The 15,741-nt window shown below is 47.4% G+C and carries 11 protein-coding genes; 7 read left to right on the top strand and 4 right to left on the bottom strand.

All coding sequences use genetic code 11. The annotated features are described in order from the left end of the window. Positions 1–55: 55 nt before the first annotated feature. The gene (locus tag KS4_RS05465) at positions 56–385 is read left to right on the top strand and encodes a hypothetical protein (protein WP_145075717.1); all 330 of its coding nucleotides are present in this window, start codon (positions 56–58) and stop codon (positions 383–385) included. A 239-nt stretch (positions 386–624) separates the two neighbouring features. Here the strand turns inward: KS4_RS05465 and KS4_RS05460 are convergent, their stop codons facing one another. Continuing rightward, complete coding sequence (locus tag KS4_RS05460) at positions 625–1,242, bottom strand: hypothetical protein (RefSeq protein WP_145075714.1); 618 nt, start codon at positions 1,240–1,242, stop codon at positions 625–627. A 294-nt stretch (positions 1,243–1,536) separates the two neighbouring features. On the opposite strand from KS4_RS05460, the gene KS4_RS05455 reads away from it, so the two are divergent. After that, entirely contained in the window at positions 1,537–2,040 is a 504-nt protein-coding gene (locus tag KS4_RS05455; protein ID WP_200761608.1) for a PH domain-containing protein, read from the top strand. Positions 2,041–2,365: 325 nt separating this feature from the next. On the opposite strand, the gene KS4_RS05450 is transcribed toward KS4_RS05455, so the two are convergent. Continuing rightward, positions 2,366–3,229: a bifunctional 5,10-methylenetetrahydrofolate dehydrogenase/5,10-methenyltetrahydrofolate cyclohydrolase gene (locus KS4_RS05450; protein WP_145075708.1), complete on the bottom strand. Its 864-nt coding sequence runs from the start codon at positions 3,227–3,229 to the stop codon at positions 2,366–2,368. Positions 3,230–3,321: 92 nt separating this feature from the next. On the opposite strand from KS4_RS05450, the gene KS4_RS05445 reads away from it, so the two are divergent. The 3 genes from KS4_RS05445 to KS4_RS05435 all read left to right on the top strand — a co-directional run bounded on the left by KS4_RS05445 (position 3,322) and on the right by KS4_RS05435 (position 6,360). Beyond that, positions 3,322–4,659 carry a competence/damage-inducible protein A gene (locus KS4_RS05445; RefSeq protein WP_145075706.1) on the top strand — a complete coding sequence of 446 codons (1,338 nt, stop codon included), beginning with the start codon at positions 3,322–3,324 and terminating at the stop codon, positions 4,657–4,659. An 88-nt stretch (positions 4,660–4,747) separates the two neighbouring features. Then, positions 4,748–5,530 (top strand): tyrosine-protein phosphatase, encoded by a 783-nt coding sequence (locus tag KS4_RS05440; RefSeq protein ID WP_145075703.1) that lies wholly within the window; start codon positions 4,748–4,750, stop codon positions 5,528–5,530. Between the two features lie 32 nt (positions 5,531–5,562). Beyond that, the gene (locus KS4_RS05435; protein ID WP_145075700.1) at positions 5,563–6,360 is read left to right on the top strand and encodes an SAM hydrolase/SAM-dependent halogenase family protein; all 798 of its coding nucleotides are present in this window, start codon (positions 5,563–5,565) and stop codon (positions 6,358–6,360) included. Between the two features lie 75 nt (positions 6,361–6,435). Here KS4_RS05435 and glyA read toward each other — a convergent pair whose 3' ends face one another. Then, a complete protein-coding gene (gene glyA / locus KS4_RS05430; RefSeq protein ID WP_145075697.1) occupies positions 6,436–7,704 on the bottom strand; it encodes a serine hydroxymethyltransferase in 1,269 nt (422 codons plus the stop codon). A gap of 369 nt (positions 7,705–8,073) precedes the next feature. Between glyA and KS4_RS05425 the strand changes: the two genes are divergently transcribed. Continuing rightward, the gene (locus KS4_RS05425; protein WP_200761607.1) at positions 8,074–10,146 is read left to right on the top strand and encodes a methyl-accepting chemotaxis protein; all 2,073 of its coding nucleotides are present in this window, start codon (positions 8,074–8,076) and stop codon (positions 10,144–10,146) included. Positions 10,147–10,203: 57 nt separating this feature from the next. Here the strand turns inward: KS4_RS05425 and KS4_RS05420 are convergent, their stop codons facing one another. Further along, complete coding sequence (locus KS4_RS05420; protein ID WP_200761606.1) at positions 10,204–14,313, bottom strand: outer membrane protein assembly factor BamB family protein; 4,110 nt, start codon at positions 14,311–14,313, stop codon at positions 10,204–10,206. 280 nt (positions 14,314–14,593) lie between these two features. Between KS4_RS05420 and KS4_RS05415 the strand changes: the two genes are divergently transcribed. Next, on the top strand, positions 14,594–15,637 hold the full coding sequence (locus KS4_RS05415) for an aspartate-semialdehyde dehydrogenase (RefSeq protein WP_145075688.1): 1,044 nt from the start codon (positions 14,594–14,596) through the stop codon (positions 15,635–15,637). The last annotated feature ends 104 nt before the right edge of the window (positions 15,638–15,741 follow it).

Raw genomic sequence — 15,741 nt, 5'->3', positions numbered from 1 at the left:
TTAAGTGTGCATTACAATGAATGCGTCTTCTTTTTGGGTCAAAAGGATTAATTCAATGCCCACTGCATACCGAATTCCACGTTACTTACGTCTTATTATCTTGATTTACCTCAGCAAGTTACTTGGGTCAGCTATGATTATTAGCGGCATTGTAACTCTGTTTGCCCCACCGTATGCAGGCGTTTATTCAGGCGAACGGACTCCGACAATAACTAATACCGAAACGTTAATTATTATGTTTAGCATAACCATGTTGGTTGGTGGTTTAATTACGTATGGCTTGAGTTATGCATTTCGTGCTATCTGCGATACGGCGATCAACAGTTGGTATACACGTACTAATGTCGAGCAATCTCAATTCAATCGTGAGACAAGCGAAGCTTGAGTGAGGAGTGAGGTGGTGGGTACGGCGAGTGTCGCTCGCCGGCTATTTTGAGTTGCAGGAATTTTGTTTTTCTTGCATACACCCCACGACCGGCGGTCGTGGGCTTGATGAGCAAATGAGGTCGTGAGGGCTTGCGGTCGCGCCGCGAAGTGTCGCGGCGGCTATTTTGAGTTCCAAGCTATTTAAATGCGCCGCAACTCACCCCGGAAGGGGTGGGTATGGAAGCTGGATAAGACGACCTAAAAATCAGCGTTGAGGATGTCGCCGAGTTGGATGGTGACTTGCTCGATTTTCTCGGCATCGAGTTTGGGATCGAAAAGTTCGAGTTTGCTGTCTTCGTCCCATTTGGACATGGGGCCTTTCTTGACGTTGAGCTTTGGGGTGAGTGTCCAGACTTCTTGCAGTTCGGTGGTGCCGTCTTCGAATTCCATTTCCTGTTTGGTGGATGAGTCGTAGCGGAGAAGGCGTTTGCGCATGAGGATGAGGGCGAGGACGTAGCGGAAGGCGAGCTTGTCAGCGTCATCGGTAAGGGCGAGTTTTTTGAGCATGTCCATGAGGACGGTGTCGTCGACGAATTGGCGTTTCTTTGCGTTGGGTTCAGGGACGACGGTTTTCCAGTAGCCGAAGAGGTTGTTGGGACGGTTGCCTGCATCCCAGATTTCTGCGGAGACGTCGAGGCGTTTGAGGCCGAGAGCGGATTTGGTTTTGTCTGTTTTGGCGAGTTGCTCCATCTCCTCGGGTGTGAGTTCAACGAGTGTGGCGTAGTAGGATTCACCGGGCTGGAGTTGACGGCTTGAGAAGGCGCAGTGGCCGGTGGGGCGTTCGATGTCGTATTGTTGTGTATTGAACTGGCTCATGTTTCGTGCTAGTGAGTAGTGCTAGTGCTAGTGCTAGATAAGACGCAAGCGACCTGCTTGCGTCAATAGATTATCCAGCGATTTCAGATCCAACTGTCAATAAAACCTGATGCATTATTTTAGGGGATTTGGGCGGATTTTGCTTGGGCAAACCGAGAGGTTATTGGGTAATGGGGATTGGTGGGCGAATATCGTGACAGATGGGAAATGGGGCAACCTTTTTCGCAGAATTGCTTCGCCGATGTGAGGTATACTGATTTTGTACCAGATATCCTGATTATCGAGGTTAGACGCATGCAAAAGCAGATATTTCGGAGTTCGTGGGACAAGCTGACTAAGGGTATCACGGCGTTTGTGGTGTTGCTGGTTTTGGGCGTCGCAGTATTGGTGCTGTTGAAGCATTTGGATGAGGGGTCGGGGAATGCGTGGTTATATTTTGGGATCGCGTTATTTATTGGTGGGTTTTTCTTGGCGATATGCGCATGGTTTGCACCGCGGTATTACACGGTTGATGCGAATGAGGTGGTGATCCGTCGATGGGGGGCTAATGTGCGTATTGGTCGGGATGAGATTTCAGAAGTACGTGAGCTGGAAAAGAAGGATATGAGAAGGACGATTCGCACGTTTGGATGCGGCGGATTGTTTGGATATTTTGGTTGGTTTTATAATCCGACACTTAAGAATTTTTCGTCTTACGGCAACAATCGAGAGCATCTAATTTTGATCGAAACGCATAAGCGGAAGTATGTGATTTCGCCGGATGAGACGGACGAGTTTTTGGCGGTGATGGATGGGTGATGATGAGGTTGCGAGTATTAAGGTTTGATGCTTCCTGCGACCTGTCAGGTCGCAGCTATTTTGAGTTGCAGGATATAAGACAGTTTGTAGAAACGGTGTGAGGTGGTGAGGGTTGAGGGCGCGCCGATCTTGGATCGGCGGCTAGTTTTGAGTTGTGTCACTATAGTGTGTCGTTGGTTCGGACAATCAAGAGTCTGCGAGCTGTAAGCTCGCAGCTATTTGAATTGCGGGTTCAACAATGGTTGTAAATAGGGATTGATATTAGCAATACACCCCACCACCGGCGGTGGTGGACTTGATGTATTGGATGACTGAAGTGCGTGGTTTAGAGGTTGTTGGGGTCGAGGCCGAGTTGGCGGGCGGCGCCGATGGAGGTTTGGTTGATCAGGGCTGCGATGGTTGTTGGGCCAACGCCGCCGGGGACAGGGGTGATCATTGAGGATTTGGGGAAGCAGGATTCGTAATCACAGTCACCGACGTTGCCGGGGTTGTAACCGGCGTCGAGGACGATGGCGCCTTCTTTGAGCCAATCACCTTTAACGAAGTTGGGGATGCCGACTGCTGCAACGACGATGTCGCCTTGCTTCACAACGGAGGGGAGATCAACGGTGCGGGAGTGGCAGATAGTGACGGTGGCGTGGCGAGCGAGGAGCATCATGGCCATGGGCTTGCCGAGGATTGGTGAGCGGCCGATGACAACGGCGTGCTTGCCGGTGCAGTCGATATCGTAGGCGTCGATAAGGTCACAGATGCCTGCGGGGGTTGCACAGCCGAAGCCTGGGAGGTCGAAAGCCATTGCACCGAATGAGGCGATGGTGACGCCGTCAACGTCTTTGGAGGCTGGGATGGCTTCGAATGCAGCACGCTCGTCGATTTGTGATGGGACGGGGTGCTGGAGGAGGATACCGTGGATGGCGGGGTCGTCGCCGAGCTCTTTGATCTTGGCGAGGAGTTGATCGGTGGTGGTTTCGGTGGGGAGTTCCACTTTCATGGACTTCATGCCGACAGCCTCACAACGTTTCCGCTTCATCTGCGTGTAGGTGATGGAAGCGGGGTCGCTACCGACAAGTACGGTGACGAGACAGGGGGTGACGCCTGTGGCTTGCTTGATTTTCTCAACGCGCTGGGCGGCCTGCTCTTGGACTTGCTTGGAAACTTTCTTGCCGTCAATGATTGTTGGATCGCTCATGGTGTGGATTATAGGGCGAAATGGGGTTTTGTGCAGGTGGGAAGGAGGGGCGGGGATTGGAGGGAAAGGAGGATGGGCGGTAAACTTTTGTCATGAATGCTGCAATTATTTCGATTGGTGATGAACTGGTTCTCGGTCAGACGGTGGATACGAATAGTGCTTGGCTGAGCGAGCGGCTGGCGGCGATTGGTGTGAAGGTCGGGATGCATATCACGGTTGAGGATGAGCTGGGTGCTGTGGCTGAGGTGATTGAGGCGATGTGCGAACGGTCGTGCGTGGTTCTGGTGAGTGGCGGGCTTGGGCCAACAGAGGACGATTTGACGCGAGCAGGATTGGCAAGAGCGATGGGTGTGGATGTTGTGCAGAGCGAGGAGATGCTGGCGAGTGTGGAGGGGTATTTTCGAGATAAGATTGGGCGAGAAATGCCGGCACGGAATCGGGTACAGGCGATGAAGCCGGTGGGAACAGAAATGATTAAGAATGATTGGGGGACGGCTCCGGGGATTCGGGCGGAGTTGGATGGGGCAACGGTGTTTGTAATGCCGGGGGTTCCGAGTGAGATGCGGGGGATGTATGAGCATTGTGTCGAGCCGGCTATCCAAGAGATAGGCAAGAAGGATGAGGTAGAAGGAATGGGGACGCTACGGCGTGTGATCCTGACGAAGAAGGTGAATACGTTTGGGCTTGGTGAATCGGATGTTGGCGAGCGATTGGGTAAGCTGATGCGGCGAGATCGGAATCCTGTCGTTGGGACAACGGTGAGCGAAGGGATTTGTGGGGTGCGGATCCGTGCGGAATATGAGGACGCGGATGGGGCGGAAAAAGCGATTGCTGAAACGGTTGGTCTGATTGAAGAAAAAATGGGACGGTTTGTATTTGGATGTGATGATGAGCGGCTGCAAGATGCGGTGGTACAAGCATTACAGCGGACGAATAGAACTGTTGCTACAGCGGAAAGCTGTACGGGCGGCTTGATTGGGAAAATGATCACGGATGTGTCGGGTTCGAGTGATGTCTATAAAGGGGGATATGTGACGTACTCGAATGAGATGAAGATGACCTGTTTGGGAGTGCCTAAGGAAGTATTAGAAGCTTATGGGGCGGTAAGTCGAGAGGTGGCGGGGGCGATGGCGAAAGGTGTGATCGAGCAGACAGGTTCGGATTATGGGGTGGGCGTGACCGGGATTGCGGGGCCGGGAGGTGGCAGTGATGAGAAGCCGGTGGGAACGGTATGGATCGGTATTGCGTCGAGAGCAAAAAATGGGGAAATACGGTGTTATACGGCGTTATTGAACCAATGGGGAGATCGGGCGCGGGTCCGAGATCGGGCGGCAAAATGTTGTTTGCAGGCATTACGTTTTGTGATGCTTGATGAGCCGATAGAAAAGATGAGCTGGGTGAGAGAAGTCGCGGTTATCGGTGGCACATAGTTAAAGAAAACGGCAGGGAGGATGATGGGGATATAATGTTGTTCATGGTGGACGGATGGAAGATTCGCGTGGTTTGAGAGAATAAGCTATGTCAGAAGAACAAAACAATGGTGAAGCTTTGGAAGTACCACGTGGTCGGATTGATATCCATTGCCATCTGATTCCGGGTGTTGATGATGGCTGTATGGATGTTGATGAGAGCGTGGCGATCATTGAAGAATTAAAGCTGCATGGTTATGTGGGTTCGATATGTACGCCACATATTTGGCGAGAGATGTTCCCGATGAACGGACCGGGACATATTGAGCGTTGGGTGGAGCAATTAAAGGGCGAGCTGTCGTCGAGAGGGGTGCAGTACGAGCTTTGGGCGGGGGGTGAGATTCGGTTGCATAAGAAAGTAATTGAAGAATGGCAACAGGACGGGGTGATGACATTGGCGGGGTCTAAGTATGTGTTAGTTGATTTCTGGGAAGGGAAATGGTCGAGATGGGTGAATAAGGCATTTGAGTATTTGCTGGGAGAAGGGTATGTGCCGATTTTGGCACATCCTGAGCGGCTACCTGAGATGCGAAAAATCGATAAATATCTCGATACGATTATGGCGGAAGGCGTGCTTTTACAAGGTAATTTCCAGTGTTTTACAGGCGAAGCGGGATATACGGCAGATGTGAACATTAGGCGGTGGATGGAGGCTGGTTACTATACGTTCTTAGCGACGGATGCTCATCGGCCGGATTCGATTTTTTCACGGATTGATGGGATCGACATCGCAATGGCAACGTATTCACAGCAACGAATACGCGAGATGGCGGACACGAAGCCACGAGAGTTAATATTAGGGATTGAGCCTACGTCGGCAGATCAGCAGTAGGCTAACCATCAAATAGTCTGAGGGTATTTTGAATGGGGAAAATTGTAACACTGCTGACAGATTTCGGATTGAAAGACACCTATGTCGGGCAGATGAAGGGGGTAATATCAGGGGTATGTGAGGATGCAAATATAATAGATCTGACGCATGATATTGAAGCCCAGAATATCCACAGTGCGGGGTATCTGCTGGTCGATGCGATGGGTGTATTTAACGACACTTCAGTACATATCGCTGTCGTTGACCCGGGTGTTGGAAGCAAAAGAAAAGAGATTGCGGTCAAGACAGAAAAAGGAATTCTGATAGGGCCGGACAATGGATTGTTTACGGCAGCGATCAAGCGTTACGGTTTTGAGGGGGCTGTTGAGTTGAACAAAAGTAAGTATTGGTACGGGCATAGCAACACGTTTCACGGGCGTGATATTTTCGCATCTATTGCGGGACATTTGCTTAATGGCGTTAAGATGGAAGCGATGGGGGATAAACTCGACAATATCGAGACTATTCAACTATTAGAACCGAAAATTGAAGATGAAGGCATTGAGGGGCATGTGGTTTTGATCGATCATTTTGGAAATCTGCTTTGTGATATTACTGAAGACGATTTGCATCAGTCTATTGGAAAATTAGACGATAAAGTCGCAGTAGTATGTGGAGGCGAAATGATTCGCGGTATCAAACGGACGTTCTCGGATGTGTGGGTTGGGGAGGCTATCGTTTATATTGGATCGAGCATGCGGCTAGAGATTGCGGTTAGAGAAGGAAGTGCGGCTAAACGATTCGAGGTAGGGCTGGGAGATCGGATTACTGTAAAACGAAATACGCTATAAAACTGGTAGCATATGCATTAAAAAAGGCAGAAGCATGAATGCTTCTGCCTTTTCGCTGTTTACTTAATGCTTTGATTAGTGCGGCATTGGGAAGCGTTCACACATTGCGCGAACGTCTTTGGCTACTTCTGAAGCTGCCTGGCCATTGGTGGCAAGGACACGGTCGATCATTTCCGCGACTTGACGGATATCATCCTCTTTCAGACCACGAGTTGTGAGGGCTGGTGTACCGAGGCGGAGGCCTGAGGTCACTTTTGGTGGGCGTGGATCGTTGGGGATACCATTTTTATTGGTGATGATACCGGCATCTTCGAGCCAAACTTCAGCTTCAGCACCTGTTAGGCTGTCATCCTTAGGACGAAGGTCGACAAGCATGAGGTGATTGTCAGTACCACCTGAGCAGAGGCGGTAGCCGTGCTTGGTGAGAGCTTCTGCTAGGGCGGCTGCGTTTTTGACGACTTGCTGCTGATAGGTTTTGAATTCTGGTTTGAGTGCTTCACCAAAAGCGATGGCTTTTGCAGCGATCACGTGCATGAGCGGGCCGCCCTGGGTGCCTGGGAAGACACGACGGTCGACCATCTTGGCGATGTCTTCGTCGTTGGTGAGGATGAGGCCGCCACGTGGACCGCGAAGGGTTTTGTGTGTGGTGGTTGTGGCGATGTGTGCATGTGGGAATGGCGAGGGGTGTTCGCCTGCAGCGACGAGGCCTGCGATGTGTGCGATGTCGGCCATAAGGATGGCTCCGACTTCGTCAGCGATTTCACGAAATTTCGCAAAATCGATTGTGCGTGGATAGGCGGAGTAGCCACAGATAATCATTTTGGGTTTGTGTTCGAGGGCTTGAGCACGAACATAGTCGAAATCGATAAGTTCAGAATCGGGATCGAGGCGGTAATCGACGATGTTATAGAACTGGCCGGAGAAGTTGACTCTGAGGCCGTGAGAGAGGTGCCCGCCAGAGGAGATGGGAAGTGAGAGGATCGTGTCGCCGGGCTTGCAAATGGCCATGAACGCAGCGGTATTAGCATTTGCGCCGGAATGAGGCTGAACGTTTGCAAATTTGCAGCCAAAGAGTTCCTTAGCACGATCACGTGCAAGATCTTCGACCTGATCGTGGAACTTGCAACCGCCGTAATAACGTGCGCCGGGGTAGCCTTCAGCGTATTTGTTTGTGAGACAGGTGCCCATCGCTGAGATGACAGCGGGTGAGGCGTGATTTTCAGAAGCGATCATTTCAAGCGTGTATTCTTGGCGATCCTGCTCGGCGGCGATGATCTGCCAGACCGCGGGATCTTGATCACTGATAAGTCTTTCTGCATCAGTCACTTGCGTTGTTTGCGACATCGGTGTTATCTCCGGTACGTAAGCCTGTTTGAGGAGTGAAATAGCGGTATCGCGAGGTGTTCGACCATGCGTAGCCATTTCTACAGATGAAGGATATGCCGAATTGTACGACTTTTCATGTGTGTTCGCACAGTGGTAGGAGTGATAGGCAACTTAGGGTGGTGCGATGTTGATGAAAAACAGGATATTTATCAGACATTACGCAGGCACGGGCGTTAAGGGAGGCAAACTGTAACGATTATGCGGAGCGAATGGGTCATGATTCTTCTGCAGTTTAGAGCAAGAACTATAAAGTGGCTCTCATCTGGCGATACGTAGACTGGCATACTACATTTGACATTTTTACATGTGCATAACATGGGAGGCAACATGAAACTAACTATCGGTAGAAAGCTGGCATTGGGATTTAGCGCGATTATTGTTTTGATCGTTCTGACAATGGCGGTGAGCTTGTTTACAGAATCGCAAGTCAAATTTTACAAAGACAATGCAACAGAATATATGGCTTGGAATCAGCTGTTGACTGAAAAGGAAACAGATCATTTCAAATGGTTGAGTAGCTTGCACAAGCTATTCTTGGAAAATCAGGAAGAAACGACCGTACAACTAGATGGCTCGAAATGTGGTCTTGGAAAATGGTTGAATAGCGCGGATGCGAAGCGTGTCGCAGCGGTTAATCCAACCTTAGCAGCTGAGATGGATCAATTGCGTCAGTCGCACGCTAAAGTTCATGATTCCGCGGGCGAGATCAATGATGTATGGGTGCAATCCACGGAGAAACTGCGAGAGCATTTGTGGGACATCCAGCAAGCTCATATGCGTTGGGCCCAAGGTCTAGCTGAAGATTTACTCGCAGAAAACAATTCGATTCACGTTGGCATATCGCCACATGACTGCGCTTTAGGAACATTCAAAAAGAGTGATTACTTCAGAGATAATATCGCGACAAATCCGGAATTGATGGTCATTTTTGAGAGCATGACCGAACCACATCGCGAGCTACATCAATCCGCTAAAACTGTTAATGACTGTTTAAGTAAAGGCGATTACGCAAAAGCTAACTCTATTTACAATGAAGTTACGCTGCCAAAATTGATGCGAATTGAACAAGATTTTGAAAAAGCGCTCGCGTATGAAGACTCGATAGAGGTCGCACAGGCTCAAGCAGTGAATATTCTGAACAGCAAGACAAACGGTGCATTGTCAGCGACACAAGACTCCATTCGCAGCATGAAAGAGAAACTGACCGAGGAAGTTGAAAGCGCGTGCGTCGCATTAAATGCAAGCCTAAATACGATGGGGCTTACAAACATTATTGTGACATGTATTTCGGTGGGTATGGCTATTACAATCTGCGTATTAATTACTCGGAGTATTGTGCGGCCGATTCGTGTGTTCTTGAATGAATTTAAATTCATCTCAGCAGGCGATATGCGTCGCGAGATTAAGATCCGAAGTAAAGACGAAATCGGCGAATTGGCTGGCGGGTTTAATCTGCTCATTAAGCGGCTACATAAGGTGATTGTTGAAGTTACTGACGCGACCCATGAAGTAGCGAGCGCGTCTACCCAAATTGCATCTTCGAGTGAAGAATTATCGACAGGTATGAATGAACAAAGCCAGCAGATCATGCAGGTTACCACTGCTGTAGAAGAGATGTCTCAATCTATCAATGAGGTCGCGTCAAAATCAACATCAGCTGCGCAAGAAGCGGAACGATCTGGCGAATCTGCTGAAGAGGGTGGTGCTGTGGTCTCGCAAACGATTGATGTCATGAATAACATTCACAAATCAGTCAATAGTAGTGCTGAAAGTGTTAGACAACTAGGCCAACGAGGCGAAGAAATTGGCAAGATTATTGAGGTGATCAATGATATTGCAGATCAGACGAACTTGCTTGCCTTAAATGCGGCAATTGAAGCGGCTCGTGCCGGTGAACATGGTCGCGGCTTCGCAGTGGTCGCCGATGAAGTTCGCAAACTCGCAGACAGAACAACGAACGCAACTGATGAAATTGCAGACTCGATCGAAGCAATCCAGCGTGAAACCAGCGAAGCGGTGACACGTATGCAGAAGGGTACTGACGAAGTTGAACAGGGTGCGAATCGGATTGAAGGTGCGGGTAAGAATCTTGATGATATTGTCACGCAAACACGTCAAGTTGCGAGTATGATTCAAACGATTGCAGCAGCGGCTGAACAACAGTCTTCCGCTAGCGAGGAAGTTGCACAAAGTATCGAATCGATATCAAGTGTCACCCAGCAAGCTGGCGCGGCAACCGAACAAGCGGCATCTGCCGCAGCACAACTTGCATCTAAAGCAGAGATGCTGCAGTCATTGATTAGTTACTTCAAAATTGATCAAAATCGAACCGATGACGATGATGATTTACAGGTAACTGAAGTGGCAATGGAAAAACATGAGTTGGCTGAAGTAGCTTAATCAGAAGGTATGACCTGTGTTCATCATATACCCCGAGATTGATCTCTCGGGGTATTTTTATTGTGAGATATCTGGGCCTAGAACCAGTGTTTCATTCTTATTACGTAAGAGAATCCGGTTCCCTATGAGTGTGAAGTGTTCTGTGATTAGTGGCTTGTTAAGAGCAGGAAGACGATAGATATATTGAAGCTTACCAGTTTTATTATCCAAGAAATACAGGCGGTATTTGTAGCCTTGCTCTTGATCAAGATCGATACGTGAAGGATCTCGTTCCCAGAAGTCATTGGCGTTTAATTGAGCGGAAAGATAGACGATGTAACGATTGGTAATCGCTTGGGATGCAAAGATTTTTCGACCGGGCATTACAACAGTATCTCGCCAGACAATATTACCTCGCCAATCAATCGCGAGTGCACGGCTGCCTGCCATAATGTACCAACGCCCCTCAAGATACTGCACATCAACGCGACGATTAAATCCAAGCGAATCGATGCTAATACGGCTTAGTGTTTCGCCGTTATCCGTGTTGTACACATGCATTATACCATCATCATCTAACACGATAAGGTGGCCATCCAGATACCATGCGTTTTTCGTAAGATCTATTTCATCATGCATTGCTGTCCAGATCGGTTGTTTGGATTGAAGCTCAAGCACCTCAATACTGTTCCGGTAAACAATGATTAGCTTATCCTGCGTGTATTGATGCCAAAGATATCGTGATTTAAAGTTGTAAAGCGTATTAATCACATCACCGTTCTGATTGTTAATCGTGATGATGCCGACATCTTTACCATTTTCATTCCGCTGTAGACCAGTAATGAGAATCTTTTGTTCAAACATCTGAACTTGATGTATTTGATCGAGAGGAAATTGTTTATTCCAAATCAGTTTGCCATTACCTGCATCAATTGCATAAACATGATTTACTTTGTCTGCAAGAATAATGATATTGTTGAGCATAACTGCATCATGCCAACTCGATTCTTTTTCGCGGGGATCAAAATCAACTTGAATAGGCTCAGTTTGATTTTTAAGTTTACCTTGAGTATTAAACGTCCAACGAATATGCCCGTCGTTGGGCCTTAGCATGTAGAGCCTACCGTGTGATGAACTTTGCAGAAGCAGATCTACTTTTGATTGCTCGACAATTTTATTAACATACCCGTTATTAATTTTTGTTGTCCATGCAGGCTTCTCTGAAGATTGATGAATCCTGCTAATACTGCTGTTCGTTTGGAGGTAAAAATACTCAGATCGTTGATTGTTCACAGCATGTATGTATGTTCCCGTCATGGTTGCGAGATGCGAAACCGGAACAGTGAGACCATCTCGTGTTTGATGCGATGATTGCGCTATTTTTCTCACAAAAACATCGAGGCGCATTAAGCTATTATTCCGCATAATTGTTTGCTTTGGGCGCTGTTGTAAGATTTGCTCCAGGCGAATCTTTGCTTGCGATAATTTGCCAACCACAAGACTACTGCTGTAATAATCAGCTATTAAACGAGGGATTAGTTTTCCGCGTATGCTATGGGTTGGTTGTAAATATTCTATTGCTTCTTCAAAATATTCATGAGCTAAAATCTGCTCACCATTTTGTCTATGATTTTTAGCGAGATGATACAGTGAGACAATTGCAGCATTGGAAAACGGATAGCGATGTACGAGATCGAGCATCTGTTCTGATTGCCAATTCTCACTCTTAAGCAGTTCCTTCAATCGTAGATCTGCGATATGATCGTATGATTGATATACTCGCAATCCGACCTGATCAATAATTTGCTGAATACGCATTGATGCTTCTATGTAAGCTGTCCGAGAAAGTGAAGAGCTGATATATCTGGCACTTGAAAGTTCTTTGTTGATGAGGATTGATTGGTAGTGTTCTACAGCTTTCAAGTAATTTTTTTGCTGAGCCATATACTGTCCGGCAGCAAAATGATATCTCATTTCCTGCTTACTGCCTTGTACGATTGTGGACATATTATCAAATAGTGTCTGTTTTATTTTATTTGATTTAACAAAACTATCCGTAGCCATTTGAAATAGTTCATTAAATACGATTGCTTGATTCTGCGAGTATTGCTCTATTTTTTGTTGTTTCAGCAATGATTCCATGTATTTCATCACATGGTCCAAACCACGGTTGATCAAATATGCCTTATTGTGATTGATGCCAATATGTGCCATAGCCAGTCCAGGCTCGACGCCGGAATCACTGAGAGCTTGTACCAATCGGGATTCTGCATCAGACCAACGCATATAGCTACGTACACTATCAGCATCATTAATGATGATCTGTGATTTATCGATCATAATTTGCCCGGTATTGATCGGATGATATCTTGAAACCAATTGGCCGTCATCGAGATTGACAACTATCATTTGATTAGACAAACTGACTAACAATTGATCTTGGATATGAACAAATCCTCCTAAAAGAACATTTACACCTGATTCGGTAATGCTCACATCCCAATCAAACTCATTTGAATTAACGTTATAACTGTAGATATTCTGTTGACTGACAAGAATTAGATTTTGCTTATACTGAAAGATTTGTCTAATATTACGCCAACGCTCATCGGGGAGTTTTTGAGACACTTTACCAGTTTTACGATCAAGAATAAGGCCGGATGAAACACGGCGGTCGGGCAAAACAAAAAGTTTATCGCCAACTACAATTGGGGGAGGCATTTTAATAATGCTCGTCCCTGAGTTTCCACCGAGCCTTCTTGTCATCGCATTTTTACGATCTAGTATGCGTAACCATTGAACACTGCCGTTACGAATATTGAGTGATGCAACGACACCAGCGTAGTCGGAAACGTATAGGTAGCCATTGGATAAACTCATGCGTGAAACAAGATCTATACTATTACGATTAATTCGAGCAGTGCTTGCGATATGTCGCTTCCACAGCAGCTGGCCGGTAGTGGCATTGATTGCGAGAACGTAAGTATCTTGAAATCCTGTTGCAGGGCGCCGTTCAGCAATCTGATACAGAATATTGTCCTGAAGGATTGGCGTGCTGTGTAGATATGCACGATCAAGACCGATGTCAGCCAAATCAGACGGTTTAAGCTGCCAAGCGAGTTGTCCATCAGCAATATTAATTGAAACAAGTGAGGTAACGTGACCTTCATCTTGCCGTCTACTCGCCCATGCTGGTGCACGACCAACCACGCCAAAGATGTGAGATTGGTTATAAATAATATCTCGTGTATCGAGCAGGACACGACCGCGTTTAAGTGTAAATTTGGTTGCTTCACTAAGCTCTGGCGTGTAGTGAAATGACCATTGCCGCCGACCAGAGTAGCGATCAAGCGAGACAATGCTTTGACCGAAATTTACGATAATTTGATTACCGACAAGAACACCACGATGTGGCAGTGCTTGTTGTAATGCAATGCGGTTCACGGCCCATTGTGATTGCTGTACTTCATGATTACTGAGTGCGTGCTGCTTATCGTTGATGTTTGTTTCCCAGAGCGGGGTTTGTCCATCACCGATAAGCTGCTTGATCATTGCGGGAGCTATCGTTTTAGCTATTTCACTTCCGTCTGATGAGTAGATTTCGGGCAACGCACTCACGGCAGCCTGCATCTGCATTACTCGGTTTTGAGATTGCTGAACTAATGGATGCGACTTGGCGAACTCAAGAATTCGAACAGCTCTTTGTATCTCAGCTCGCTCAAGATGCATCGCGGTAACATCCAGCGCGGATTCCAGCCCCGCCTGCGTAAATCCAAAACGAGATAGAAGCTGTTCGTATGCTTTGATTTGCTGCTGTCGATTCACTTCCTCATATGCTTTTTGCGCGTCAGGTTCATACAGACGAATATACGTTTCATATAATTCAGGTGTTTGGCGCAGCTGTTTGTAAGCGTAGAAAATACTATCACGATACGCATCTGTATCTGTCGTCATTAGCTTGCTTGGATAATCTTCAATCAATTTTTGCAATGATTGAGCAGCGCGAGTGAAATGGTCTGCATTGAGATCATCTTGAAACTGTTGAACCAGCTCCATAGCTGCGGGAGAATCTTCGACATAAACAGGCCGAATTGGCGCCGCATTGAGAAATTGGGCATAAATTAAGATCGCAGTCAGAATAATTATTGAAAAAAAAATGCGGGGCTTAAGTCCCAGAATCCATACCACAGTTACCAGACGCCTCTCATACCGGAATCGCATAAAATAACATAAAACACTTTTAATAAATGACTTACATCGTTTAGAACGTGACAATCTGGGAGCAATATGCCTCATAACTAAATTGATCGGTCAGTCACAAGATGTGTAAATCTCCGTATTCTCCGCAATTGACGGGTAGGGGCTGATCGCTTCCCGAAGTAAGCCTTGATATAATGCCCGCCCAATTTCCTCAAACTGTTGTTTTTATTGACTTTCTATTAATCAGCCTTTTTGAAGGTATCAAAACATGAGTTCACAAGCTCTTAACGTTGCGATCGTTGGTGCGACTGGCGCCGTCGGTCAGGAATTTCTTCAAGTTCTCGATGAACGTCAATTTCCTATTGCTGAGCTTAAGCTTCTAGCTTCAGCACGCAGCGCAGGCAAAACCACCACCTTCAAAGGCAAAACCTATACAGTTGAGGAACTGACCAAGGATAGCTTTAAAAACGTCGATCTCGCGCTCTTCTCTGCAGGCGGATCTATCAGCAAAAAGTTTGCACCGATCGCTGTCGAATCAGGCGCAGTTGTTGTCGACAACTCCTCTGCCTTCCGCATGGCGGACGGTATCCCACTGGTCGTGCCTGAAGTCAATCCTGAAGCCGTGAAGGAAGCGGGTATCAAGATCGGCAACCCCGGCGTTGGTATCATCGCCAACCCCAACTGCTCAACCATCATCATGCTCATGGCTGTCAACCCACTACACAAAGTGGCTGGTGTGAAGCGTATGGTTGTCTCGACTTACCAGGCCGCTTCCGGCGCTGGTGCTGCTGCAATGGCTGAGCTTGAGCAGCAATCTCGCGAAGTACTCGAAGGTAAACCAGTCACCATGGATATCTTCCCATTCCAATACGCATTCAACCTGTTTAGCCACAACTCGGATATGAAGCCGAATGGTTATAACCAAGAAGAACTCAAGATGGTTCACGAAACTCACAAGATTTGGAATCAGGTCAATGGAGACCAGACCGCCATCACCACAACCTGCGTCCGCGTGCCAGTCATGCGTGCTCATGCCGAATCTATCAACTTGGAATTCGAGAAATCCATCACCGAAGAAGAAGCCATTGCGGCTCTCGAAGGTGCTGCGGGTGTTTCGCTTATCAACGATCGTGAAGCGAACCGCTTCCCAACACCGCTTGATGCTTCGTTTAAAGATGACTGCTATGTTGGCCGTGTTCGTCGCGATATATCACGTTCTGATAACAAGGGGCTCGACCTCTTCGTCTGTGGCGACCAGATCCGTAAAGGCGCTGCTCTCAATGCAGTTCAGATCGCTGAACTGCTTGTCTGATGAGCTACCCTATAAATTATTGAATCACAAAGCCTCACAATGTACGTGGGGCTTTTTTCATGGACAGACCGCAGTGAATGAATCACACTATGCGTTCAACGATA

Source organism: Poriferisphaera corsica, from assembly GCF_007747445.1.
GTDB lineage: Bacteria > Planctomycetota > Phycisphaerae > Phycisphaerales > Phycisphaeraceae > Poriferisphaera > Poriferisphaera corsica.
Note: the sequence above shows the minus strand (reverse complement) of the source record. Positions and strands in the feature narration are given on the sequence as shown.

Excerpts from the sequence above, each read along its gene's own strand:
- KS4_RS05465 (WP_145075717.1), top strand. The coding sequence starts at position 56 with ATGCCCACTGCATACCGAATTCCACGTTACTTACGTCTTATTATCTTG.
- KS4_RS05460 (WP_145075714.1), bottom strand. The coding sequence starts at position 1,242 with ATGAGCCAGTTCAATACACAACAATACGACATCGAACGCCCCACCGGC.
- KS4_RS05455 (WP_200761608.1), top strand. The coding sequence starts at position 1,537 with ATGCAAAAGCAGATATTTCGGAGTTCGTGGGACAAGCTGACTAAGGGT.
- KS4_RS05450 (WP_145075708.1), bottom strand. The coding sequence starts at position 3,229 with ATGAGCGATCCAACAATCATTGACGGCAAGAAAGTTTCCAAGCAAGTC.
- KS4_RS05445 (WP_145075706.1), top strand. The coding sequence starts at position 3,322 with ATGAATGCTGCAATTATTTCGATTGGTGATGAACTGGTTCTCGGTCAG.
- KS4_RS05440 (WP_145075703.1), top strand. The coding sequence starts at position 4,748 with ATGTCAGAAGAACAAAACAATGGTGAAGCTTTGGAAGTACCACGTGGT.
- KS4_RS05435 (WP_145075700.1), top strand. The coding sequence starts at position 5,563 with ATGGGGAAAATTGTAACACTGCTGACAGATTTCGGATTGAAAGACACC.
- glyA (WP_145075697.1), bottom strand. The coding sequence starts at position 7,704 with ATGTCGCAAACAACGCAAGTGACTGATGCAGAAAGACTTATCAGTGAT.
- KS4_RS05425 (WP_200761607.1), top strand. The coding sequence starts at position 8,074 with ATGAAACTAACTATCGGTAGAAAGCTGGCATTGGGATTTAGCGCGATT.
- KS4_RS05415 (WP_145075688.1), top strand. The coding sequence starts at position 14,594 with ATGAGTTCACAAGCTCTTAACGTTGCGATCGTTGGTGCGACTGGCGCC.